The 22,672-nt window shown below is 30.0% G+C and carries 20 protein-coding genes; 9 read left to right on the forward strand and 11 right to left on the reverse strand.

Features of this window, described 5'->3' with window-relative positions:
- Positions 1-72 precede the first annotated feature (72 nt).
- Positions 73-1,476 (reverse strand): glycosyltransferase family 2 protein, encoded by a 1,404-nt coding sequence (locus BUA86_RS06440; RefSeq protein WP_072930926.1) that lies wholly within the window; start codon positions 1,474-1,476, stop codon positions 73-75.
- A gap of 441 nt (positions 1,477-1,917) precedes the next feature.
- On the opposite strand from BUA86_RS06440, the gene BUA86_RS06445 reads away from it, so the two are divergent.
- From BUA86_RS06445 to BUA86_RS06460, 4 genes are all read left to right on the forward strand, one after another.
- Positions 1,918-3,699, forward strand: coding sequence for an aminopeptidase P family protein (locus BUA86_RS06445; protein ID WP_072930929.1), 1,782 nt, complete (start codon positions 1,918-1,920; stop codon positions 3,697-3,699).
- A gap of 101 nt (positions 3,700-3,800) precedes the next feature.
- Positions 3,801-4,181 (forward strand): Fur family transcriptional regulator, encoded by a 381-nt coding sequence (locus BUA86_RS06450; RefSeq protein ID WP_072930931.1) that lies wholly within the window; start codon positions 3,801-3,803, stop codon positions 4,179-4,181.
- Between the two features lie 9 nt (positions 4,182-4,190).
- On the forward strand, positions 4,191-4,919 hold the full coding sequence (locus BUA86_RS06455) for a class I SAM-dependent methyltransferase (protein WP_072930933.1): 729 nt from the start codon (positions 4,191-4,193) through the stop codon (positions 4,917-4,919).
- The gene (locus BUA86_RS06460) at positions 4,916-5,623 is read left to right on the forward strand and encodes a ZIP family metal transporter (RefSeq protein ID WP_072930935.1); all 708 of its coding nucleotides are present in this window, start codon (positions 4,916-4,918) and stop codon (positions 5,621-5,623) included. The genes BUA86_RS06455 and BUA86_RS06460 overlap by 4 nt, the downstream gene beginning before the upstream one ends.
- 240 nt (positions 5,624-5,863) lie before the next feature.
- Here BUA86_RS06460 and BUA86_RS06465 read toward each other — a convergent pair whose 3' ends face one another.
- The 10 genes from BUA86_RS06465 to BUA86_RS06510 form a co-directional block, all read right to left on the reverse strand.
- Entirely contained in the window at positions 5,864-6,046 is a 183-nt protein-coding gene (locus BUA86_RS06465; protein WP_072930937.1) for a hypothetical protein, read from the reverse strand.
- 193 nt (positions 6,047-6,239) lie between these two features.
- Positions 6,240-7,646 (reverse strand): efflux transporter outer membrane subunit, encoded by a 1,407-nt coding sequence (locus BUA86_RS06470; RefSeq protein WP_072930939.1) that lies wholly within the window; start codon positions 7,644-7,646, stop codon positions 6,240-6,242.
- Positions 7,647-7,648: 2 nt separating this feature from the next.
- Positions 7,649-10,804 carry an efflux RND transporter permease subunit gene (locus tag BUA86_RS06475; protein WP_072930941.1) on the reverse strand — a complete coding sequence of 1,052 codons (3,156 nt, stop codon included), beginning with the start codon at positions 10,802-10,804 and terminating at the stop codon, positions 7,649-7,651.
- Between the two features lie 12 nt (positions 10,805-10,816).
- Positions 10,817-12,058 (reverse strand): efflux RND transporter periplasmic adaptor subunit, encoded by a 1,242-nt coding sequence (locus BUA86_RS06480; RefSeq protein WP_072930943.1) that lies wholly within the window; start codon positions 12,056-12,058, stop codon positions 10,817-10,819.
- A gap of 5 nt (positions 12,059-12,063) precedes the next feature.
- Positions 12,064-12,558 (reverse strand): hypothetical protein, encoded by a 495-nt coding sequence (locus BUA86_RS06485; protein WP_072930945.1) that lies wholly within the window; start codon positions 12,556-12,558, stop codon positions 12,064-12,066.
- 250 nt (positions 12,559-12,808) lie between these two features.
- Positions 12,809-13,354, reverse strand: a complete 546-nt coding sequence (locus tag BUA86_RS06490) for a hypothetical protein (protein WP_072930947.1) — start codon at positions 13,352-13,354, stop codon at positions 12,809-12,811.
- An 83-nt stretch (positions 13,355-13,437) separates the two neighbouring features.
- Entirely contained in the window at positions 13,438-14,094 is a 657-nt protein-coding gene (locus tag BUA86_RS06495; protein ID WP_143147253.1) for a hypothetical protein, read from the reverse strand.
- An 8-nt stretch (positions 14,095-14,102) separates the two neighbouring features.
- Entirely contained in the window at positions 14,103-15,122 is a 1,020-nt protein-coding gene (locus BUA86_RS06500) for a hypothetical protein (protein WP_072930951.1), read from the reverse strand.
- A gap of 188 nt (positions 15,123-15,310) precedes the next feature.
- The gene (locus BUA86_RS06505; RefSeq protein WP_072930953.1) at positions 15,311-16,285 is read right to left on the reverse strand and encodes a deoxyhypusine synthase family protein; all 975 of its coding nucleotides are present in this window, start codon (positions 16,283-16,285) and stop codon (positions 15,311-15,313) included.
- A gap of 36 nt (positions 16,286-16,321) precedes the next feature.
- Positions 16,322-17,704, reverse strand: coding sequence for a type III PLP-dependent enzyme domain-containing protein (locus BUA86_RS06510; RefSeq protein ID WP_072930955.1), 1,383 nt, complete (start codon positions 17,702-17,704; stop codon positions 16,322-16,324).
- A 418-nt stretch (positions 17,705-18,122) separates the two neighbouring features.
- Between BUA86_RS06510 and BUA86_RS06515 the strand changes: the two genes are divergently transcribed.
- From BUA86_RS06515 to lepB, 5 genes are read left to right on the forward strand one after another with little or no spacing between them, the layout of a single operon-like run.
- A complete protein-coding gene (locus BUA86_RS06515; RefSeq protein ID WP_072930958.1) occupies positions 18,123-18,896 on the forward strand; it encodes a ParA family protein in 774 nt (257 codons plus the stop codon).
- A 3-nt stretch (positions 18,897-18,899) separates the two neighbouring features.
- Positions 18,900-19,793 (forward strand): ParB/RepB/Spo0J family partition protein, encoded by an 894-nt coding sequence (locus tag BUA86_RS06520; protein ID WP_072930960.1) that lies wholly within the window; start codon positions 18,900-18,902, stop codon positions 19,791-19,793.
- Positions 19,783-20,346 (forward strand): DUF5683 domain-containing protein, encoded by a 564-nt coding sequence (locus BUA86_RS06525; RefSeq protein ID WP_072930962.1) that lies wholly within the window; start codon positions 19,783-19,785, stop codon positions 20,344-20,346. Before BUA86_RS06520 ends, BUA86_RS06525 begins: the two co-directional genes overlap by 11 nt.
- A gap of 7 nt (positions 20,347-20,353) precedes the next feature.
- Positions 20,354-21,058 (forward strand): 4-hydroxy-tetrahydrodipicolinate reductase, encoded by a 705-nt coding sequence (dapB, locus tag BUA86_RS06530; RefSeq protein WP_072930964.1) that lies wholly within the window; start codon positions 20,354-20,356, stop codon positions 21,056-21,058.
- Between the two features lie 26 nt (positions 21,059-21,084).
- Positions 21,085-22,656 (forward strand): signal peptidase I, encoded by a 1,572-nt coding sequence (gene lepB / locus BUA86_RS06535; RefSeq protein ID WP_072930966.1) that lies wholly within the window; start codon positions 21,085-21,087, stop codon positions 22,654-22,656.
- Positions 22,657-22,672: the final 16 nt, after the last annotated feature.

Here is a 22,672-nt window from a genome sequence, read left to right on the forward strand (position 1 = left end):
AAAAACGATTTTTAATTAGGTTTGATAATATCTAATTAAAAATCGTTTTCAATTCAAATTCAACTAAGTCAACTATGCTGTTGGCAATTCTCTAGTTAACCAACCACTTCTACTTGCAGTTGCAATAGCATATGGTGTAATCCAGAATAAAGTAAATAAATAAAATATACTGTACGTATAGGCTAAGAAACCTTCGGAAATATTATATTTTTTTGCATAGAAAAACATTTGTACACTAGAGAAAATAAATGCTCCAGTTAAACTTGTACATAAAAATATGATTGGGTGTGTAATGACAAAAGAAAAAAGTAATAAGATTAATGGATAAGCCATAATAACTTTTAACCATTGCATACTTAATAAGATTCTTGAACCAGTTGTAGATTCTTCTCTAAATTTTGTAAATGCAAATTTACTCATCATTATATTCTCACGAACATTACTTCTCTCCCATCTAATAAACATTTTATACAAACCTTTATATTCTACAGGTGTATTTGTGTATACGTAAGCCTTTTTCTGAAACAACACATGTAAACCTTGTTTAAGAATCATATTGGTCATTGCTCTATCTTCTCCAATATCGCTTCGCTTACCGTTAAATTTCTGATTAATCCAGTTTTCTAAACAGTTCATTACAGCGTCTCTACGATAAGCAGCTAAAGCACCAGGTGTACATAAAACAGAACCAATTGCACTTTGTGCAGATCTTACAAATTCAAAACTAAATACAAAACTTACATTAAGCATTTTAGGAATTAAACTATCTTGTTTGTTTAATACTCTTACATTTCCTGCAACAGCACCACATTTTTCATTAACAACAAATGGACTAACCATAATTCTTAATGTATCTTCTTTTACAATAGAATCACTATCAACAGTAACAAATACTTCTCCATTACCTTCTTTAAAGGCTCTGTATAAAGCATGTCTTTTACCCATGTTTTTTGGTTGCTGATATATCGTTAATCGATCTCCTATAAGTGCTTTTGCTTTCAACATCCACGCCCAAGTATCATCTTTACTTCCATCATCAATAGATAATATCTGTAATTTTTCTTTAGGATAATCGCTTTCTGCTAAGCTTAATAGTGTTTCATATACTAACTTACCTTCATTATAAGCTGGCACAATTACACTAATCAGAGGTAATTCCTCGTCTGAAACAGATTTTATTGGTTTGTATTTTATATAAAGAAATAATAGATAAGCTAGGAATGCTAATTGTAAAACAAGTAAGGTTACCGCAATGTAATTAATTGTTGCTCCCCACCACGTACTCATACGTTCAAAGTGAATTCTTTCTATATCTGGCTTAAAATAAATAAAAGCAAAAATAGACAATACCATAACTATTAAAGTGCTGGTAATAACTACATAATCTTTAACCTTTAATGAATTAAAAGAAAGTTGATCTAAAAATCTCGATCGACTAAGACTTTTCTCGGTGGAGTGATATACAGTATTTGACATGTGTTTAAATTTAAGAAGCGATGTTAGTTTGTTATTTGCCTCAAGTTACATCTGCAAATTTTCAAGTATTATGCCACTCTAAACACTCATAAATAGAGGTTTTGTAATTTTAAGATAAAATTAAGAAACTCTGAAATTGTTAATTTTTGTATGAAATATTAAAAAATAGTCCAATAAAATTATTACCAACTCACTCATGCTTAGAAGGTTTATTTTTTAAAATAAATAATCCCTATTTGAGCATTTTTATAACACTTTTAAAAGTGTTTTTTAGAAATGAATTAATAAATTAAACTAATATTTTCACATTTTTTTAGGTATTTTTTAACTTTATATAACCTTCTTTTACGCGAAACTTCTCTCAATTCATTAAACATTTATCATTGTATTCTTTGTACCTTTCGACTATCAAACAATAATATTTTTTAGAATTCACGTAAAATGGAAAAAATCTTAGATCGTCTTGCTAGCTTAAGAGAAGTAATGAAACAAAATGGAATTAGTGCAACAATAATTCCTGGAACAGATCCTCATGGAAGCGAATATCTACCAAATAAATGGAAAGAAAGAACATGGATTTCTGGTTTTAATGGATCTGCAGGGACTGCTGTTGTTACATTAGAAAAAGCCGCTCTTTGGACAGATTCTCGTTATTTTATTCAGGCAGAAGATCAATTAAAAGATACAACATTTGAATTGATGAAAATGAAAATGCCAGAAACTCCTTCTATTAACGATTGGATTATTCAACAATTAAACGAGGGAGACACAGTAGGATTAAACCCTCAGATGTTTTCTCATAATGCATTTTTAGAAAATTATAATGATTTTACTTTCAACAACATTAATGTAAAATCTTTAGATTTAATAGATGAAGCATGGCAAAATAGAGCTGAATTACCACAAAATCCTATATTTTTATTTGATGTAAAATACGCTGGTAAATCTGCCTCAGAAAAAATTGCTGAAGTAAGAAAGGAAATGAAACAAGCAAAAACGAATGTTTATATTATGAATTCGTTAGATGAAATTGCTTGGTTATACAATATTCGTGGGAATGATGTAAATTTTAATCCATTGGCTATTTCTTATGCAGCTGTAGACACAGAGAAAGCTTATCTATTTATTGATGAAAAGAAGGTTTCTAACGAAATAATAGTTGCTTTAAATGAGCAAGGAATTGAAATAAAAGACTATTTAGATATCTATAATTATTTAGAAAATCTATCTAATAAAGCACATGTTTTTGTTGATGGTAATAGAATCAATCAATCTTTATTTGAAACTATTCCGACAACTTCAACTGTAAAATTAGCAACATCTATTGTGACTAATCTCAAAGCAATAAAAAATGAAACAGAATTAGAAGGTTTCAGAAATGCAATGGTTAAAGATGGTGTTGCCTTAACAAAATTCTTTATTTGGTTAGAGGAAAACGTGGCTCAAAATAACATTGATGAAGTTACAATTTCTGAGAAATTAATTGAATTCAGAGCTACACAAGAAAATTTTAAAGGCCCAAGTTTCGGAACTATTTGTGGTTATGCAGATCATGGTGCAATGAATCATTATTCTGCAACGCCAGAAACAGCTTATAAAATTGGAACAGACAAAATGTTGTTAATAGATTCTGGTGCTCAATTTTTAGAAGGAACAACAGATATAACACGTACCTTAATTTTAGGAGAACCAACACAACAACAAAAAACAGATTATACCTTAGTTTTAAAAGGTAATATTGCTTTATCTCAGGCTGTTTTTCCAGCCAACACACGTGGCTCTCAAATAGATGTATTGGCACGTAAAGATCTTTGGGAAAATGGTTTAAACTTTGGGCATGGAACTGGACATGGTATTGGTCATTATTTATGTGTGCACGAAGGACCACAAAGTATACGTATGGAAGAAAATGCAGTTACTTTAAAACCAGGAATGATTCTTTCTAACGAACCAGGATTATACCGTGATGGTGAATATGGAATTCGTATAGAAAATTTAATTGTTGTTAAACCTTTAGTTACTACAGAATTTGGAGAGTTTTATAATTTCGAAACAATCACAATTGCTCCTATCGATAAAACATTAATTGATACTAATCTGTTAACTGAAAATGAAATAATGTGGTTAAATATCTATCATCAAATCGTTTTTGATAAATTACAACCTTTATTAGACGAGAAAGAGACAAATTGGTTAAAAGAAAAGTGTGAGGCTATCGTTTAAGTTAGAAGAAACAATAACAAGTAATCCTATCTAAAAAAATTAGATAGGATTTTTTTATATCAACGAATAGTCGTATTATTGCAAACTATTTGCATTAAGAAATGAAAAGACGAAATACACCAACAAAACAAGCTGTTTTAGATTTATTCGATTCGTGTTCTACTGCACTCAATCAAGAACAAATTGAAACACAATTAAAAGGGAAAATGGACAGAGCAACGATTTATCGTATTCTGAACAGTTTCTGCGAAGATGGAATGATGCACAAAGTTGTGGCAGATGACGGTGTAAATTATTTTGCAATGTGTAAAAACTGTTGCGAAGAAGCAAAACATCATCACGATCATTTTCATTTTCGATGTACCAAATGTAATCAATTAACTTGTTTACAAGAAAATATTATAATTAATTTACCACAAGGATATAAGATGCAAAACTATAATTGCGTTATAACAGGAACTTGTGCTAAATGTCAAAACTAACAACAACTTATGGATTTACAATGGTTTGTAAAATGGTTTAACTCGCCATACTACCACATATTATACAAAAATAGAAGCTTAACTGAAGCCGAAGATTTTATAAAAAAAATTACAACTTACTTAGAACTTGCTCCAAACACTAAAATATTAGATTTAGCTTGTGGAAAAGGAAGACACTCTATTACTTTAAATAAATTAGGATTTGATGTTTTAGGAATTGATTTAGCAACTGCAAGTATAGAATTTGCTAAACAATTTGAAAATGAAACATTAAAATTTGAAGTGCATGATATGCGAGAAGTTTATCATCCAAATGAATTTGATGTTATTGTTAATCTTTTTACAAGTTTTGGTTATTTCAAAGAATATCAAGATAATTTTAAAGTTTTTGAAGCTGTAAAACAACAATTGAAAACGACAGGTATTTTTGTTTTTGATTATTTAAATGCTGAAAAAGTTGTTGCTCAAATGATTCCTTATGAGGAAAAAATAATTGATGGAATTGTATTTAAAATTACAAAATCTATTGAAAATGGCTTCATCAAAAAAGAAATTGATTTTGAAGACAAAGGAGAAAGTTTCCATTTTGAAGAGTATGTTCGCTTAATTTATGCGAAGGATTTTAAAGAGATATATGAAAAAGAAGGGTTTAAATTAGATAAACAATTTGGTAATTATAATTTAGATGCTTTTGATGAAAAGAATTCAGATCGATTAATACTTATTCTTAAAAAATGATCGAGAGTCTTATACTAATTTCAAGTGTTATTATTGGGGTTCTATTTTCTAAACTATTTTTAAAAAACAAGCATAATTCTAAATTACTTTTAACGTTTAGTGGAGCTTATTTTTTAGCCATGACTGTTTTAGAAATTCTACCACAAGTTTATGGGCATCCAGCAGCTGATGATAAACATCATTCTATTGGTTTATATGTCTTATTTGGAGTTGTAGTACAATATATTCTAGAAACAATAAGTAAAGGGGTTGAACATGGACATATTCATTTACATAAGAAAGAACAATTTCCTGTAGGAATTTTTAGTGGATTATTTTTACATTCTATTATAGAAGGTATTCCTGTTGCAACTTCTGATTCGAATGATTTTATGTGGGCAATTTTTGTACACAATATTCCTGTTTCTATGATACTCTACAGTTCATTAGCTCAGCATACGCCATCATATTTTAAACGATTTTTATTTATGACATTGTTTGCTTTGGCTGCACCATTTGGATATTTACTAGGAAAACATACTATTATTTCTAATTATTCATTAGAAATGAGCGCTATAGTTTCTGGAATATTCTTACATATTTCGACTGTTATTTTATTTGAAACAAATGAAGGTCATAAATTTAATTTGAAAAAATTCGGATCGATAATCGTCGGCTTTATTTTAGCTTACGTTACCGTATCAATGCATGTACATTCTCATTAAAACAAGGAATAAAATCTTATAAACACAAGATTTTACTAAAAAATATAAAACCTCGAGAGTTACTTCTCGAGGTTTTTTTTATTTTTTATTTCTTTTACTTGATTATGTTTTAACGCGATGAGAAATTGAATTAAATTCAACTTGATATACATTGTTAATTAATTTAAATAAAAGCATTATTGTAAATACTAAAGGTTTTTCTTTTTATTACTGATTTGATCTAGCAGTAGAATTTTCACGCTAATTATTATTAGTATAAGTACAATCTTGATATTTAGTACAATTATCCTTATTTGTTTCAGAACCTCCTTCTATCGGTTTACTATTATTATGCTTTGCATTAACATCTACACCATCATCTTGTGAACAAGAAAATACAAAAAATAAAATAAGGAGTGAAGCTAAGAATGAACTTTTATTCATATAATTTAAATTTAGGTTAGTTTTATTGCTGCCAAATATAGTAACAATAAATTGAGAATGATTAATTACAAATTATAAAACACTAGATTTAATACAATGGTAATCAATAGATTAAAACCATTAACTACTATTGTTTTATATAAAAAAAGGCGAACCAATGGTTCGCCTTCATTAAAACTAGATAAATAAGATGTTATTGCCATCCTCCTCCTACTGCACGGTATAATTCTACCATAGAAGAAAGAGAAGCTAACTTAGCATCAACTACATTTAGCTCAGCATTAAGACCATTGTCTTTTGCTGTAATTACTTCTAAATAATTTGCCATACCGTAGTTTAACAATTCTTCAGAATATGTAATTGCTTGATCGTATAACTGAAATTCTTTTTGCTTATACTCTGCTTTCTTTACAGAAGCATCATACGTATATAAAGCATCAGAAACTTCTTTACTTGCCGTTAATATTTTATTCTTATAATTAATTAATGCAATTTCTTGATTTGCTAAAGCAACTTCTTTTTGCGTACGTAATTTACGTTGCTGTAAAATTGGTTGTGTCAGGTTTGCTATAATTGTAGCAAAAACAGATTGCGCATCAAAAAGTTTATCAATATCAATACCTTGAACCCCACTTGTAGCAGAAATTGTTAATGATGGATAAAAACTTGCATTAGCAATATTTACACCTTCAAATGAATTTATTAAACCAAATTCAGCAGCTCTCACATCAGGACGATTTTCTAATAACTGAGCAGGAACCCCAACAGATAATTTTGCATCTATGTTCTGAGATTCTAAAGTACTACGTGTTATTGCTTGTGGCGTTGCTCCTAGTAAAACACTTAAAATATTTTCGTTTAATTTGATGTTGTTTTCAACATCAACTAACATAGACTTTGCATTATACAACTGAGCCTCTGTTTGGTTAACAGCTACTTCTGTAACATTACCAGCTTCTTTTAAAGCTTTTGTTGTTTCTAAGCTTTGCTCACGGTTAATTAAAGTCTGATCTAAAATACTTTTCTGCTCATCTAATGCTAGTAACTTATAATAAGCATTTGCAATAGAAGCTACAATTTGAGTTTTTACAGCTTTGTGCGCTTCAACAGTTTGTAAATATGTTGCAGCAACTCCTCTTTGGTTACTTCTTATTTTTCCCCAAATATCTGCTTCCCAGCTTAAAGCACCAGAAAGTTCATATTGACTTAACGATTGTTTTCCTGCAATTGCACCAAATTGTGTATTAGCAGAAGTTTCATTAAAACTATATTTAGGACCAATTGTTAAAGTTGGTAAATAACCAGCTCTTCCTTGTTTTGCATACGCCTCAGCAACTGCAATATTTTGCAGTGCTGTACGTATGTCTAAGTTATTTTCTAAACCTTGATTAATCAAAGTTTGTAATTGCGAATCTTTAAAAATCTGTTTCCAAGAAACTGTTGCTACACTTGCACTATCTTTAGCGATAACATCAGTTCTAAAGTTTGCTTCGTTTACTACAGCTTCCGGACGTTTATAGTCTTTTGCTACGAAACATGATTGAACGGCAAACAATCCAGCAGCAATTAAAGTAATATTTAATATTCTATACTTTTTCATAATTAGATTGAATTATTATGTTCAACTTCTCCTTGTGGACGGTCAAATTTCATTGGCTTAATTTTCTCTTGTAATGTTTGGAAAATAACAAACAATACTGGAATTACAAATACCCCTAAAATTGTTCCGATTAATAATCCAAATGCAGCTCCAGTACCAACAGAACGGTTACCAGCAGAAGAAACTCCTGTTGCTACAACTAATGGCATTAAACCTAAAATAAAGGCAAAAGATGTCATTAAGATTGGACGTAAACGTGCTTTCGCTCCTTCTATCGCAGCTTGTACAATACTCATTCCGTGTGCACGTCTTTGTAAAGCGAACTCCACAATCAAAATCGCATTCTTGGCTAATAAACCAACTAACATGATTAAGGCAATCTGGAAATAAATATTATTTTCTAATCCAGCTAACCATTGAGATAAGTAAGCTCCCATAATACCACATGGCACAGATAATAATACTGCTAATGGTAAAACGTAAGATTCGTACTGTGCAGATAAAATAAAGTATACAAACACGATACATAAAGCAAATATTAATACTGTTTGCGAACCTGCATTAACCTCTTCACGTGTTAAACCAGCGAAGTCTGTTCCATAACTTGGAGATAATGTTTGTGCATTTACTTCATTAATCGCATTAATTGCATCCCCTGTAGAATAACCAGGTTTTACAGCACCACTAATATTTGTATTTGTAAATAAGTTAAAACGGTTAACAGAGTTAGGTCCATATACTCTTTTTAATGTCACAAATTGTGATACTGGAGTCATTGTTCCGTCTGTTGTTTTAACAAACATTTTATTTAAACTCATTTCATTAATACGATCTTCTGGTAAAGCTTGTATATATACACGATATTGTTTACCGAAACGAGTGAAATCTGCTGCATATAAACCTCCAATATAACCTTGTAATGTAGAGAAGATAGAACTCACAGAAACTCCTGATTGTTTAGCTCTTTCAATATTTACATCAATTTCATATTGTGGGAAATTAGTATTTAAAGAAGATTGAGCATATAAAATCTCAGGTCTTTGCATTAATGCTCCAATGTACTCGTTAGCGAATTTATTAAAGTCATTAATCTCTCCTCCTGTTTTATCCATCAATTTTAACTCGAAACCAGATGACATACCAAAACCAGGAATTGCTGGTGGTTGGAAGAAAATCATTTGAGCATCTGGAATTTGAGCAGCAGCCCCAAATAATTTACCAATAATTGTATTTACCTGTAAATCGTCTGTTGTACGCTCTTCGAAAGGTTTTAATTTAACGAACATCATACCGTAGTTAGATCCCGCACCATTAATAATAGAGTTACCAGAGATAATTGTTGCTTTATCTACTCCAGGAATGTCTTTAATTTTTTGTTGAAATTCTCTCTCAACTTCATAAACACGGTCCATAGAAGCACCAGCAGGCAATTCGATATTACCAATAATAAATCCATTATCCTCTGTTGGAACGAATCCTGATGGCATCATTTTTCCTATTCCGTAAATTCCAAAACCAGATGCAATGATGATTATAAATGAAATCCATTTGTGTTTGAATAAAAACTTAAATGATCTTCCATATTTATTTGTCATTGTATCAAACGCTGTATTGAAAGCATCAAAGAAACGTTGAACAAAATTACGTTTGCGTTCACCTTCTTCATGTGCTTTTAAGAATAATGCACATAAAGCTGGAGATAATGTTAAGGCATTTAATGCAGAAATTAAAATAGAAACAATTAATGTAATACCAAATTGTTTATAGAAAACTCCTGTTGGACCCGAGATAAATGTTACGGGTACAAATACCGCACACATTACTAATGTAATAGAGATAATGGCTCCAGATATTTCATCCATTGCATTTTTCGTTGCATCTAATGGTGTTTCATGATGAGATTCCATCCTAGCATGAACAGCTTCCACAACAACAATGGCATCATCCACCACAATACCAATGGCGAGAACTAAGGCAAATAACGTTAACAAGTTTAATGAGAAACCTGCTAAATTTAAGAAAAAGAATGTACCAATAATAGAAACAGGTACAGCAATTAATGGAACTAATGTTGAACGGAAATCTTGTAAGAAGATATACACAACAATAAATACCAATATAAATGCCTCAATCATTGTATGAATTACTTTCTCAATAGAAGCATCTAAGAACGTATTTGTATCCATTAAGATTGTATACGTAATTCCTTCTGGGAATTGTTTAGAAGCCTTTTCAAGTTCAGTTCTTAAATTGTTAATGATATCTTGTGCATTAGATCCTGGTGTTTGGTATACTGCAAATACAGCAGATGGGTTACCATTCATTTCAGATGTACTTGAATAAGTTTGTGCACCAAACTCAATATCAGCTACATCTTGTAAACGTAATACTTGACCATTACCTAATGATTTTATTACGATATTACGGTACTGATCTTCTGTTTTGTAACGTCCAGAATAAGTAATTGCGTACTCAAAAGATTGTCCAGCATTTTGCCCTAAAGCACCAGCTGCAGCTTCTAAAGATTCTTGAGATAATGCAGCTGAAACATCAGCAGGAACTAATCCGTAACTTGCCATACGAGATGGGTTTAACCAAATACGCATAGAATAAGTCATCGCACCAAATACTGTTGCATCCCCTACACCACTTACCCTTTTTAAAGAAGGTATAACATTAATATTCAAGTAATTTTGAATATATGTTTGGTCATACTTTGGGTTTGTTGAACTTACAGAAGTAAACATCAATGCAGATGTTTGTTGTTTCTGTGTAACAACTCCAGAACGCGTTACCTCTGCTGGTAATAATGGCGTTGCTCTAGCAACACGGTTTTGCACGTTTACCTGTGCAATATCTCCGTCTACTCCTGGTTTAAAAACAACAGTAGTTGTTGCAGATCCATTATTAGATGCTGTAGATTGAATATAATCCATCCCTTCAACACCATTTACTTGCTCTTCTATTGGAATAACAACAGACTCCATAACTGTCTTAGCATTTGCACCAGGATAAGATGCAGTGATCTGTACAGTTGCGGGAGCAATATCAGGATACTGAGTTACTGGAATGATAATCAATCCCAATATACCCAATATTAATATAATAATAGAAATTACCGTAGATAATACGGGTCTTTCAATAAACTTTTTTAACATACAATTCGTATTTTAGAAAATTGTTTTTGTAGATTCTACAATTTGATCAAAATTTGCAGGTGTTGGTTTAATTGGAGTTTTATCTCTTAATTTACCTACTCCTTGTGCTACTACTTTTTCTCCTTTCTTAACACCATCTTTTATTACTACAAGATTATTAGTTTTATCTAATACGTTAATAGAAGTTGCGATAGCAGAATCATTTCTAACTTTGTAAACATAAGTTAAACCTTGTTGCTCGAATGTTGCAGCAGATGGTACAACTAATGCGTCTACATAAGTTTTAGGAACGCGAATACGTCCAGAGTTTCCGTTAGCTAATAATTTTGCTTCATTATTAAATGTTACACGGAAATCAATTGTTCCTGTTACAGGATTAATTTGACCAGTTACAGTTTGGATTTTTCCTTTTTCAGGATAAATTTCACCGTTTGCTAAAACTAATTCTACTGCTGGAATTTTATTTAATTTATCTTTTAAAGTTGCTCCTTCAGATTTTGAGATAAAGTTTAAATAATCTCTCTCGTTCATAGAGAAATAAGCATAAACTTTACTTGTATTAGAAACAACTGTAATTGGACTTTGATCTGTTGGACCAACTAATGATCCTTGACGAGATGTAATTGCTCCAACTACTCCACTAACAGGGGCACGAACTACAGAGTAGTCTACGTTTGCTTGTGATCCTTTGTATGTTGCATTAGCTTGTGTTACACCAGCTTTTGCTTGTGCTAATGCTGCAACAGTTTGATTGTAACTAGCTTCTGCTTTTGCTAAATTAGCTTTTGCAGTTTCTAATTGAATATTACTAATAATATTTTTTTGAACTAAAGGGATCAATTTATTTACCTCTACTTGTGCAGCATTTACAGCAGCTTTAGCAGCACTAACATTTGCTTGTGCAGCTTGTACACTAGCTTGAGCAGCACCAACAGCAGATTTAGATGCATCAGCATTTTGAGTTAAAACATTTGTTTCTAACTTAAATAATGGCTGACCAGCTTTTACGTATTGACCTTCATCCACATAAACCTCAGTTATATATCCTTGGATTTTTGCACGAACATCATTATTTACAATCCCTTGAATATTTGTAGGGTATTCATCATAACTAGTTACCACTTTTGTAGGTACATCAACTACCGGATATGGAGCTGGACCTTGTGCTTGTTGTGCAGCTGCATCGTCCTTTTTACCACAAGAACTTAATGCTATCGCCAAAGCACCAACCATCATAACGTTAACGTTTTTCATATTACTTATTTATTTTCTAGTTGAATTTGATTAATAGTTTCTATAGTTTCACTTAAAATTTTCTTTGTTTCATTAAGGTGATTTAGGTAAACATTTAATATATCCATATTAAAGTTTTTTGGAAATGAATTATTTTGCATTTTGTACTCATTTATTCTATTCGTGTAAATAATATCCTGAGAAATCATTTCATGAACAAAATCTAATTTTTCTTTCAAATAATTCGCATTCATTCTAAAGTACCTCTTACGAGAATCAATCTTATTGATGTATTCAATTTGATTGGTAGATAGTAGAAAATTTATTGAGTTCGATAACGAACTCTTGCTAACATTAAAAACGTCTAGTAACTCTTCAAATGTGACACCTTCTTCGTTACATTCTAAAATCATATAAGCTTGCAACTTAGAAGTTAAAGGTGCTAATTTATATGTCTTTTCTATGTGCGCGCTAAAGCAACAAAAAAGATCTGTATTACATGGATTATTATCTATATTCATAATGTTTTAATATAAGACGGAGCAAATGTATATTAGTTAGTTCGTTTTTTACAGAACTAATTATTTTATTTATTTATAATTTTTATAAATAATATTTATAATCATGCAAATCTTTATATTTCATGTTGATTTTAAAAATCTTTATAAATGTAAAACAAATACTTACAATAAAGTAAGCGAAAATAAATATTTGATAATTAATTAAACATTTGTTTGATTTTTATTAAAAAAAGAGTAAAAAGACAATCATTTAGCCTCTTAAATCATTAATAAAAGTTGAAATAAAATCAAAATCGTTCTTATAATCGAACTGAACATCTTCATGAAATTGATAAAATAGCTTGGTAATTAATTGTAATCTGGCTTGCTGATATTTTAAAAGTTTTTCAGCATTTGTTCCAATCATTTTATCTTCATATAAAAAACCAAAACGTTCAAAAGATTGTTTTAAGATATAAACTCTCAACTCAAATTCGGAAAGTTTATCTTTTGTAATCTGACTATGGAAATTTACCAATCCACTTTGAGATTTTTGAAGTAGTAATAATAATCTTTGACCAGTATTTATATTTCTAGGATTAATAGATTTAGTTGCGTCATCAAACAACTCATCTATTTTCTGAAAAACAGTTTGTATTCTTTTCTGTAAGTCACTTCCATCTTCTAATAACTGAAAATGTAATTGTTCCACCAAAACATCATCTTTCGCAATTAAGCGTAATAAAAGTTTATCTTTCTCTTTCTGTGATAAATCTAAAATAGACAATTTTAATTCTGGTAAATCTCTTAATTTCATATCAGTTATTAGTGATGTAAAGATAAGGATTATAAAGTAGAGATAATGGATAGTGATTGATTTTCATATAAATATTTGCTTAATTAATATGAAGTATTATCTCTTTTAAAAATTAATATACTGGGTATAGTCATTTTAGAATTGTCATTTATAATTTTACAGTTTAAATATTCCTCCATATCATTGTCCTGATTATCTTCATTCATTATTTCACTTATCCAAATAAGTTGATTGGGTTTAGAAGGAAGTATAGTCAATTTTGCAGCAACATAAGTAAAACAGTTTTTATAATCCATTAATTGAAACGAATAACTGTGATTTAAATTTGTTTTATTTATTAATTGTAATGGATAATCAACAGGATCTGCTAAAATATTCATATTTACGGTTGACCACACTGAATATTTATCGTAAATTTTTTCTCCATCTTTATCTGTTGCAAGTACTGTTTTACTATTCTTATCAATTACTTGGTAACTTAATAACATTTTATAATTTGGTATCGATTTATTTGTTGATACAATTGCATCTTTATCAATTAAAATCCAATCTAATTTTAAATCAATTTTTATAATTTTATTATCACTTTCTGCAGTCCATACACCAGGAAAAGGAAAAAAATCTGATATGCTAGTAGACAATGTTTTTCTAGTTCCATCACGATCTAAGTGTTGAGCTTTTAATTGATGGACACTATTTAAAATAAATAATAAGGCTGAAATTATTTTTATTGTTTTCATATCTTTTTTTAACAAGGGTTTACAAATACACCATTACCATTTTCTCTAGTCAACAGCTTCCTCCATCTCGGGGTCTTGTTCTTCTTATCATAATTTTCTAAACGATAAATTCTAACACCTATTTTTGATAAAACTTTACTTCCTAGTTCATTTAATGCATCTTTATTTTCGTCTGGATATGAGTAATAATTATCTTTAAAAAAATTAAAATGAATATCTGCATTTCTATACATTATATCCAACCTATTCATCATTCTAAGTTTAATATTGTTTTCATTTTCGTGAAATTTTTTATAGAGCGATAAATTATCAATCTTCATAGAATATATTTGATTTCCATAGATTAAAATAGAATACAAATCGTAAATACTATATGTTTTTATCTTTTCATTTTTAATGTTTTCATAGGTTAAATATGCCAATTGAAGAAAAACTTTTACATCTGCGTCAGAATAGAAACCACGTGTTGTTCCACCCAACGTATGCGAATGTGCAAAACCAACAGTACCAACTGCTATTCTAAACATGATCGTTTGTTTTTGCTGTTTAATTGGATCTACAAACACACAAGGTTTTATAACCTTTATATTTCTAGCTTCCATGTAGCCTTCTTCTGTATTACTAATGTTTGCTAATTTTTCTAAAGATTTTATTTTATCTAATTGTGTATCCAATTGGATTGATAGAGAATGACAAGATGATGGAGATTCTGTGTAAACAACATCATCTTCAATAATTTTTAATGAATCAACAGCAATTACATCTTCTGGTTTCAATAAAATATCATGTAACTCATGATCTTTTTTTAAGAGCTTAAAACCATTTGACTCATGGATAAGATTGTTTACAGCCTTATTTTCTGTAACTTTTTTTAAACTAACTATTTGGTAAGGGAAATTAGATTCAGATACATTATTATAAGAATATAAAACAGTTTTAGAGTTTGCAAAATAATCTCCTTTTTCACAATAATGTTGATATAGAATATATACTATAGGAATAAAAAAACTATAGGGTATTTTTTTCATAGGTTGATACTAATAAGATGCATAAACAGGTGTTAACCTATCTAACCTTATTTAATACTAACCAACACTAATATACAAAAAAATATTAAAAACAATAAATCTTAATAGTGTATTTGTCTTACTTTTTAAATAAATAATAAAAGCTACTTAAAAAGTAGCTTTTATATTATAATTTGTTATATCAAAAATTAATGACCTAATATATAGCTAAAAATTAATGGAGCTACAATTGTTGCATCAGATTCTATCATAAATTTTGGCGTATCAATATCTAATTTCCCCCATGTAATTTTCTCATTAGGAACTGCTCCAGAATAAGAACCATAAGAAGTTGTAGAATCAGAAATCTGACAGAAGTATGACCAAAATGGAACATCTTCCCACTCTAAATCTTGGTACATCATAGGAACAACACAAATAGGGAAATCTCCAGAAATTCCACCAGCAATTTGGAAGAACCCTACTCCTTTTCCATCAGAATTTGCACGGTACCATTCTGTTAAGTAAATCATGTATTCTATACCAGATTTTACTGTAGAAGCTTGTAAGTTACCTTTAATTACATTTGCAGCAAAAATATTACCTGTTGTAGAATCTTCCCATCCTGGACAAACAATAGGTAAGTTTTTTTCTGCAGCTGCTACAATCCAAGAATCTTTAGGATCAATTTCATAATACTGCTCTAAAACACCTGAATTAACAACTTGGTATAAAAATTCGTGTGGTAAATAGCGCTCTCCTTTTTCTTCCGCAGCGTGCCAAGCATCTTCTAAATGTTGTTGTAAACGACGAAAAGCCTCCTCTTCTGGAATACAAGTATCCGTTACTCTATTATAATGAGCATCTAATAATTCACGTTCTTGTTCTGGTGTTAAATCTCTATAATTAGGAATTCTTTTGTAATGAGAATGTGCAACTAAATTCATTACATCTTCTTCTAAGTTTGCACCTGTACAAGAAATAATTTGAACTTTATCTTGACGAATCATTTCTGCTAAAGAAACACCTAATTCTGCAGTAGACATTGCTCCTCCTAAAGAGATTAACATCTTTCCTCCTTCTAATAAATGTTTTTCATAACCTTTTGCAGCATCTACTAAAGCAGCTGCATTAAAGTGTCTGTAATTATGCTCAATGAATTGACTAATTGGTCCTTTACTCATCTTATTATTTTTTTATTTTTAATTTAAAATTTTCTATTACTTATATCCTAATGTTTCTAAAACATTTTGATGTGTTTGTTCTTCAGAATATACTTTGGTTTCATAATTCTCATCAATCAAAATATATTTTGGTTGCGGAATTAAACAGTGATTAATTCCACCAAATCCACTAATATTATCTTGATAAGCACCTGTATTAAAGAAACCGATATACAATGGTTTTGCAGAATCGTATTTTGGTAAATAGATTGCATTTACATGTTGTTCAGAATTGTAATAATCATCAGAATCACATGTTAATCCTCCCAATAAAACACGCTCATACTTGTCGTACCAACGGTTAACAGGCAACATAACAAATCTTTTAGAAATAGCCCATGCATCAGGTAATGTTGTCATAAAAGAAGAATCTATCATATCCCAATATTCCTTATCATTTTGTTTCTTTTGATAAAGTATTTTATAGATAATTCCACCACTTTCTCCAACAGTAAATGATCCGAACTCTGTAAAAATATTAGGAACAGGAATTCCCTCTTCATCACAAATCGTTTTTATTTGTAATAAGATTTCTTTTGCCATATACTCGTAATCATATGTAAAGCTTAACGAGTTTTTAATAGGAAATCCTCCACCAATATTTAAACTATCTAATTCTGGACAAACTTTTTTCAGGTTTACATAAACCTTTAAACACTTTGTTAATTCGTTCCAGTAATAAGAATTATCTTTAATTCCAGTATTAATAAAGAAATGAAGCATTTTAAGTTTTATGCGTTCATTAGGTTTTACCATTGTTTGGTAAAAAGGAACGATATCTTTATATCCAATTCCTAAACGAGAAGTATAAAATTCGAATTTTGGTTCTTCTTCAGATGCAATTCTAATTCCGATTTCGAAATCACCTTCAATAGCTTCAGAGAAAAGATCTACTTCTTCGTAATTATCAATTACAGTAATTGTTTTACGGTGACCACTGTTTACTAAACGAGCTATGTTTTCTACATATTCCTCACGTTTAAAACCGTTACATACGACATATTGATCTTCATTAATTAAACCTTCTTTAATTAAATTTTCTACAATATTAATGTCGAATGCAGAAGATGTTTCTATGTGGATATCATTTTTTAAGGCTTCACCAAGAATATGGCGAAAATGTGAGCTCTTTGTACAATAACAATAATTGTATGAGCCTTCATAGTTTAATTCTTCACGGGCTTTTTCAAACCAATGTTTTGCCCTCTGTATATTTTCAGAGATTTTTGGCAAATAAGTAAATTTTAATGGAGTACCATGTTCTTCAACTAAGGCTTTTAAATCAATTCCATTAAATTTTAAGTGCTCTCCATCCAATTCAAATTCATCTTGAGGAAAGTCAAAAGATTGTGTGATTAAATCTATGTATTTTGTTTTCATTATGCTATATAAATATTACGTGTGTTTAAATAATTCAAAAAAAATTGTGATAATTATTTAGGGTATTACAGACGTATTGCATAAAATACATTGCGAAGCAATAACGGAAAAGAATAATTTTTGTTTCCTTTTCTATTCGTTATTAAAGCGGCGTCGAAGCTTTTACTGTTTTCAACGCTTTTGAATAAAAGGTTAAAATTCATCAACTTTTTTCTTGAAAAAATTATAAAAATGTTAGGTGCAAATATAATGCTTTTAATCGTGTTTAGATGATAAATCCTCTTAAAATTTAAACGTATATGTGCATTAAATAGAAGTGCTTCTTAAAATTTTATTAACATATTCAAAAAAATTATTTTTTCTTTAAGGTTTAGCAATGTTAAATATTGTATTTTTGAATTCGTTTTGAACGTAAATTATGGGTAAAATAATTGCTATAGCTAATCAGAAAGGTGGCGTAGGAAAAACAACAACTTCGTTAAACCTTGCTGCTTCATTAGGAGTATTAGAGAAAAAAGTTTTATTAATAGATGCAGATCCGCAAGCAAATGCAACTTCTGGTTTAGGTTTCGATTTAGATGAAATTTCTGTCGGAACTTATGAAGTATTAGAAAATCAAATTGCTGCAAGCGAAGCTATTTTACAATCAGAATCGCCTAACCTAGATTTAATGCCAGCGCACTTGGACTTAGTTGCTGCTGAAATAGAAATTGTAGATTACGATAACAGAGAGTATATGCTGAAAACTGCTTTAAATGAAGTAAAGGATCAGTATGATTATATTATAATAGACTGTGCTCCTTCTTTAGGTTTAATTACTTTAAATGCTTTAACAGCTTCTGATTCGGTTATAATTCCTATACAATGCGAATATTTTGCATTAGAAGGATTAGGGAAATTATTAAATACAATTAAAGGAATACAACAACATCATAACAAAGAATTAGACATAGAAGGTTTATTATTAACTATGTATGATTCTCGTTTACGTCTTTCTAATCAAGTATTAGAGGAAGTTAATAATCATTTTCCACAAATGGTTTTTAAAACAATTATTACACGAAATGTACGATTATCTGAAGCTCCAAGTTTTGGAGAAACAATTATTCAGTACGACGCGGCAAGTAAAGGTGCTGAAAATTACCTAAATTTAGCGCGTGAATTTTTAATCAATAATAACGATACAGTTTAAAAAATGGCAAAGCCAAATAAAAATAATCGCTTAGGACGTGGATTATCTGCTCTTTTAAAAGATGAACCTACTGTAAAAACTGCACAAGATGAAGGTGCACGTAAATTAGTGGGTAATATTTTAGAAATTGATTTAGAAAAGATAACGACTAATCCTTGGCAACCTCGAACAAATTTTGATAAAAAAGCTTTAGAAGATTTAGTAGCCTCAATTAAAACATTGGGCGTTATTCAACCAATTACTATTCGTAAAAAAGCAACTGGTGAATATGAATTAATTTCTGGAGAAAGACGTTTTCGTGCTTCTCAATTAGCAGGTAAAAAGACAATTCCAGCTTACGTACGTTTAGCTAACGATCAAGAAATGTTAGAAATGGCGTTGGTAGAAAATATTCAACGTCAAGATTTAGATGCGATAGAAATAGCGCTTTCTTATCAACAATTAATTGATGAAATTAAGCTAACACAAGAGGAATTAAGTAAACGTGTCGGAAAAGATCGTTCTTCTATTACAAATTATTTACGTTTATTAAAATTAGACCCTATCATCCAAACAGGAATTCGCGATGGAATGATTTCTATGGGACATGGACGTGCCTTAATTGCAATTGAGGATACAGATTTACAATTTGAAATTTATGAGAAGATTGTAAAAAATAATCTATCAGTTCGTGATACAGAAAAATTAATAAAATCTATAAAAGAAGGTGATGATAAAACTGCTAAAAAAGTAGTTGAATTACCAACACAATATAAGGAGGCATTAAGTTCTATTTCTACTTCTCTAAAAACTAAAGTAGAAATTAAACGTGCGCAGAATGGAAAAGGTAAAATTATTTTAAATTTTACTTCTGATGAAGATTTTGAACGATTAAGCAAATTTTTAAATGAGAATTAAAACATTATTTATTGGCTTAATGGTTTCGTTGTCAACTTTATCATCTGCTCAAACTGTTATAGACTCTACATTAGTTATAAAAGATAGTGTAAAAATTAGCGAAGAAGTTACAATGGAGAAAAGTCCAATGCGAGCTTCTTTATATTCTGCAATTTTACCTGGAGCGGGACAGTTATACAATAAAAAATGGTTAAAAGCTCCTATCGCATTAGGTTTAGTTGGTACAGGTACAGGTTTTACAATTTATTATAATAATTTATATAAAAGATATAGAAGAGCTTATATTGCAGTACGAGAAGGAACTCCAAATGAATTTACGGGGATTTTAACTCCTGAACAATTAGCCGTTATTCAGGATGATTTTAAAAGAAAACGTGATTATAGTGTAGCTTTAACAGTATTGGCTTATTTATTAAATGTTGTAGATGCAACGGTAGATGCACATTTATTTACAATTAGACACGATTCTGAAATGTCTTTTAAACCAACAATAATACAAGGAGAAATGACGCCAGAGCCAGTTTTTGGTTTGGCTTTTAATTTAAAATTTTAATTAAAAAATGAGAATTGCTTTAATAGGATATGGAAGAATGGGTAAAGCCATAGAAGAAATTTTAATTCAGAGAGGACATGATGTTGCTCTTAAAATTTCTAGAACTCCTAATCCTGAAGAATTAAAAAATATTGATGTTGCTATAGAATTTTCTATTCCAGAATTTGCATATAATAATCTTAAAGTATTACTTGAGAATAAAGTTGCAACAATATGCGGAACAACTGGTTGGTTAGATCAACAAGAAGAAATAAATCAATTAGCGATTGATAATAATACAGCATTTTTATATGCTTCTAACTTTAGTTTAGGTGTAAATTTATTTTTCGAATTAAACAAAGTTTTAGCAAATATGATGAATAAGTATCGTAATGAATACCAAGTTAATTTGGAAGAAATTCATCACACACAAAAACTAGACGCTCCTTCTGGAACTGCAATTACAATTGCCGAAGGAATTATAGAAAAAACATCATATAATACGTGGTCTATGGAAGATAAATCAGAAGATAGTATCCCAGTAGAAGCAAAAAGAATAGAAAATGTTCCAGGTACGCATATCGTACAATATAATTCTGCTGTTGATACAATAGAGATTTCTCACACGGCACATTCTCGTCAGGGATTTGCTTTAGGAGCTGTAATTGCTGCGGAATGGATTTGGAATAAACAAGGTGTTTTTTCTATGAAAGATGTACTTGAATTAAACTAATTTAAAATACTTAATATCAAAACTTTATGAATATATTAATTTATTGGTTAATAGGCTTTATAATATTCAACTTAATTGTTGGTGCCGGAACTTGGAAACTTTTTAAAAACGCAGGAAAAGAAGCGTGGCAAGCTTACGTTCCATTTCTTAATATCTGGAAAGGTTTAGAAATAATACATCGTCCAAAATGGTGGATTATCCTTTTCTATTTACCAATTGTTGGTCCAATATTTTGGTTAGTTTACTTTGTAGATTTAGGTGATGCTTACGGAAAAATTGAAATTAAAGATAAAGTAATTATTGCTTTAACATTAGGTTTATACCTTTTTGCAATTAACTATTCTGATAATCCTAAATACTTAGGACCAGAAAAACGCAAACCAACATTTATTTCTTCATTAATTTTCGCTTTAGTTTTAGCAACATTAGTACACAATTGGTTTATTCAACCAATGATTGTACCTACTGGATCTATGGAAAATACAATAAAAATTGGTGATGCTCTTTTTGTAGAAAAAGTAAGTCATGGTGCACGTGTTCCATTTACTCCGCTAGGAATTCCTTTTTCTGAGTTTATTTATAGAGATGGATTTATAGACAAAGCACGTTTACCATATATGCGTCTTCCAGGTTGGAGAGATTTAAAATCTAACGATATTGTTGTATTCAACTATCCTACAGATTCTGTTTACTCTGCAATAGATCGTAAAGATGCTTATGTAAAAAGATTAGTTGGTTTACCAGGACAAACAGTACAAATTCGTAACGGAATTTTATATGTAGATGGAAAGAAATTTATTCCTAAGAAAGATGCGCAAGTACAACATTCTTACAAAGTAGTTGTTAAAACTCCTTTTAGTGAGAAATTATTATACGATAACTTCGGAATTATTAGTTCTGATTACGCAGGATCTTTCGGTAAAAATACAGAAGATAATACTTTTGTGTATATCTTCCCTGCTCTTACAGATGCACATGTTACTGCAATGAAATCTAATACAAATGTTGTTTCTGTAGAACCAGTTTTACAGCCAGTAGGAAGCAAAGCAGAACATATTTCGAAAGGAAAAATTGACAGTACAAATACAATATTCCCAGTAAATAAAAATTGGAATCCAGATCAATATGGTCCTTTATACATTCCTAAAAAAGGAGATGTTGTTGATGTAACAAAAGAAACTTTACCTCAGTTTATTAATATCATCCGTAAATACGAACATAAAAGCTTACGTGTAGATTCTGCAAATGGTAAGTATGATATTTTTATTGATAATCAAAAAACAAATAAATACGAAATTGAGCAAAACTATTACTTCATGGTTGGAGATAATAGAAATCAATCATTAGATGCTCGTTTCTTCGGTTATGTAGGAGAAGATCATATCATTGGACGTCCAATAATGATTTGGGCTAACATGAATGGAATGTTTGAACCTGCTGCGCCTAAAAAGTTTATTTGGAATCGTTTCTTTACATCTATCAATAATGATAATCCAAACAAAACATCTTATGGTATTTATGTTTTAATCGCATTAGCTGCATGGATTGGATATGATATTGTAAAAGCAAGAAAAGACAAAAAGAAAAACAAATATTAAATTTTGTAATGTTGAG

The organism is Chishuiella changwenlii, assembly GCF_900142565.1.
In the GTDB taxonomy this organism is placed as follows: domain Bacteria; phylum Bacteroidota; class Bacteroidia; order Flavobacteriales; family Weeksellaceae; genus Empedobacter; species Empedobacter changwenlii.

Coding starts and splice junctions, on each gene's coding strand:
- BUA86_RS06440 (WP_072930926.1), bottom strand. CDS start 1,476: ATGTCAAATACTGTATATCACTCCACCGAGAAAAGTCTTAGTCGATCG.
- BUA86_RS06445 (WP_072930929.1), top strand. CDS start 1,918: ATGGAAAAAATCTTAGATCGTCTTGCTAGCTTAAGAGAAGTAATGAAA.
- BUA86_RS06450 (WP_072930931.1), top strand. CDS start 3,801: ATGAAAAGACGAAATACACCAACAAAACAAGCTGTTTTAGATTTATTC.
- BUA86_RS06455 (WP_072930933.1), top strand. CDS start 4,191: ATGGATTTACAATGGTTTGTAAAATGGTTTAACTCGCCATACTACCAC.
- BUA86_RS06460 (WP_072930935.1), top strand. CDS start 4,916: ATGATCGAGAGTCTTATACTAATTTCAAGTGTTATTATTGGGGTTCTA.
- BUA86_RS06465 (WP_072930937.1), bottom strand. CDS start 6,046: ATGAATAAAAGTTCATTCTTAGCTTCACTCCTTATTTTATTTTTTGTA.
- BUA86_RS06470 (WP_072930939.1), bottom strand. CDS start 7,646: ATGAAAAAGTATAGAATATTAAATATTACTTTAATTGCTGCTGGATTG.
- BUA86_RS06475 (WP_072930941.1), bottom strand. CDS start 10,804: ATGTTAAAAAAGTTTATTGAAAGACCCGTATTATCTACGGTAATTTCT.
- BUA86_RS06480 (WP_072930943.1), bottom strand. CDS start 12,058: ATGAAAAACGTTAACGTTATGATGGTTGGTGCTTTGGCGATAGCATTA.
- BUA86_RS06485 (WP_072930945.1), bottom strand. CDS start 12,558: ATGAATATAGATAATAATCCATGTAATACAGATCTTTTTTGTTGCTTT.
- BUA86_RS06490 (WP_072930947.1), bottom strand. CDS start 13,354: ATGAAATTAAGAGATTTACCAGAATTAAAATTGTCTATTTTAGATTTA.
- BUA86_RS06495 (WP_143147253.1), bottom strand. CDS start 14,094: ATGAAAACAATAAAAATAATTTCAGCCTTATTATTTATTTTAAATAGT.
- BUA86_RS06500 (WP_072930951.1), bottom strand. CDS start 15,122: ATGAAAAAAATACCCTATAGTTTTTTTATTCCTATAGTATATATTCTA.
- BUA86_RS06505 (WP_072930953.1), bottom strand. CDS start 16,285: ATGAGTAAAGGACCAATTAGTCAATTCATTGAGCATAATTACAGACAC.
- BUA86_RS06510 (WP_072930955.1), bottom strand. CDS start 17,704: ATGAAAACAAAATACATAGATTTAATCACACAATCTTTTGACTTTCCT.
- BUA86_RS06515 (WP_072930958.1), top strand. CDS start 18,123: ATGGGTAAAATAATTGCTATAGCTAATCAGAAAGGTGGCGTAGGAAAA.
- BUA86_RS06520 (WP_072930960.1), top strand. CDS start 18,900: ATGGCAAAGCCAAATAAAAATAATCGCTTAGGACGTGGATTATCTGCT.
- BUA86_RS06525 (WP_072930962.1), top strand. CDS start 19,783: ATGAGAATTAAAACATTATTTATTGGCTTAATGGTTTCGTTGTCAACT.
- dapB (WP_072930964.1), top strand. CDS start 20,354: ATGAGAATTGCTTTAATAGGATATGGAAGAATGGGTAAAGCCATAGAA.
- lepB (WP_072930966.1), top strand. CDS start 21,085: ATGAATATATTAATTTATTGGTTAATAGGCTTTATAATATTCAACTTA.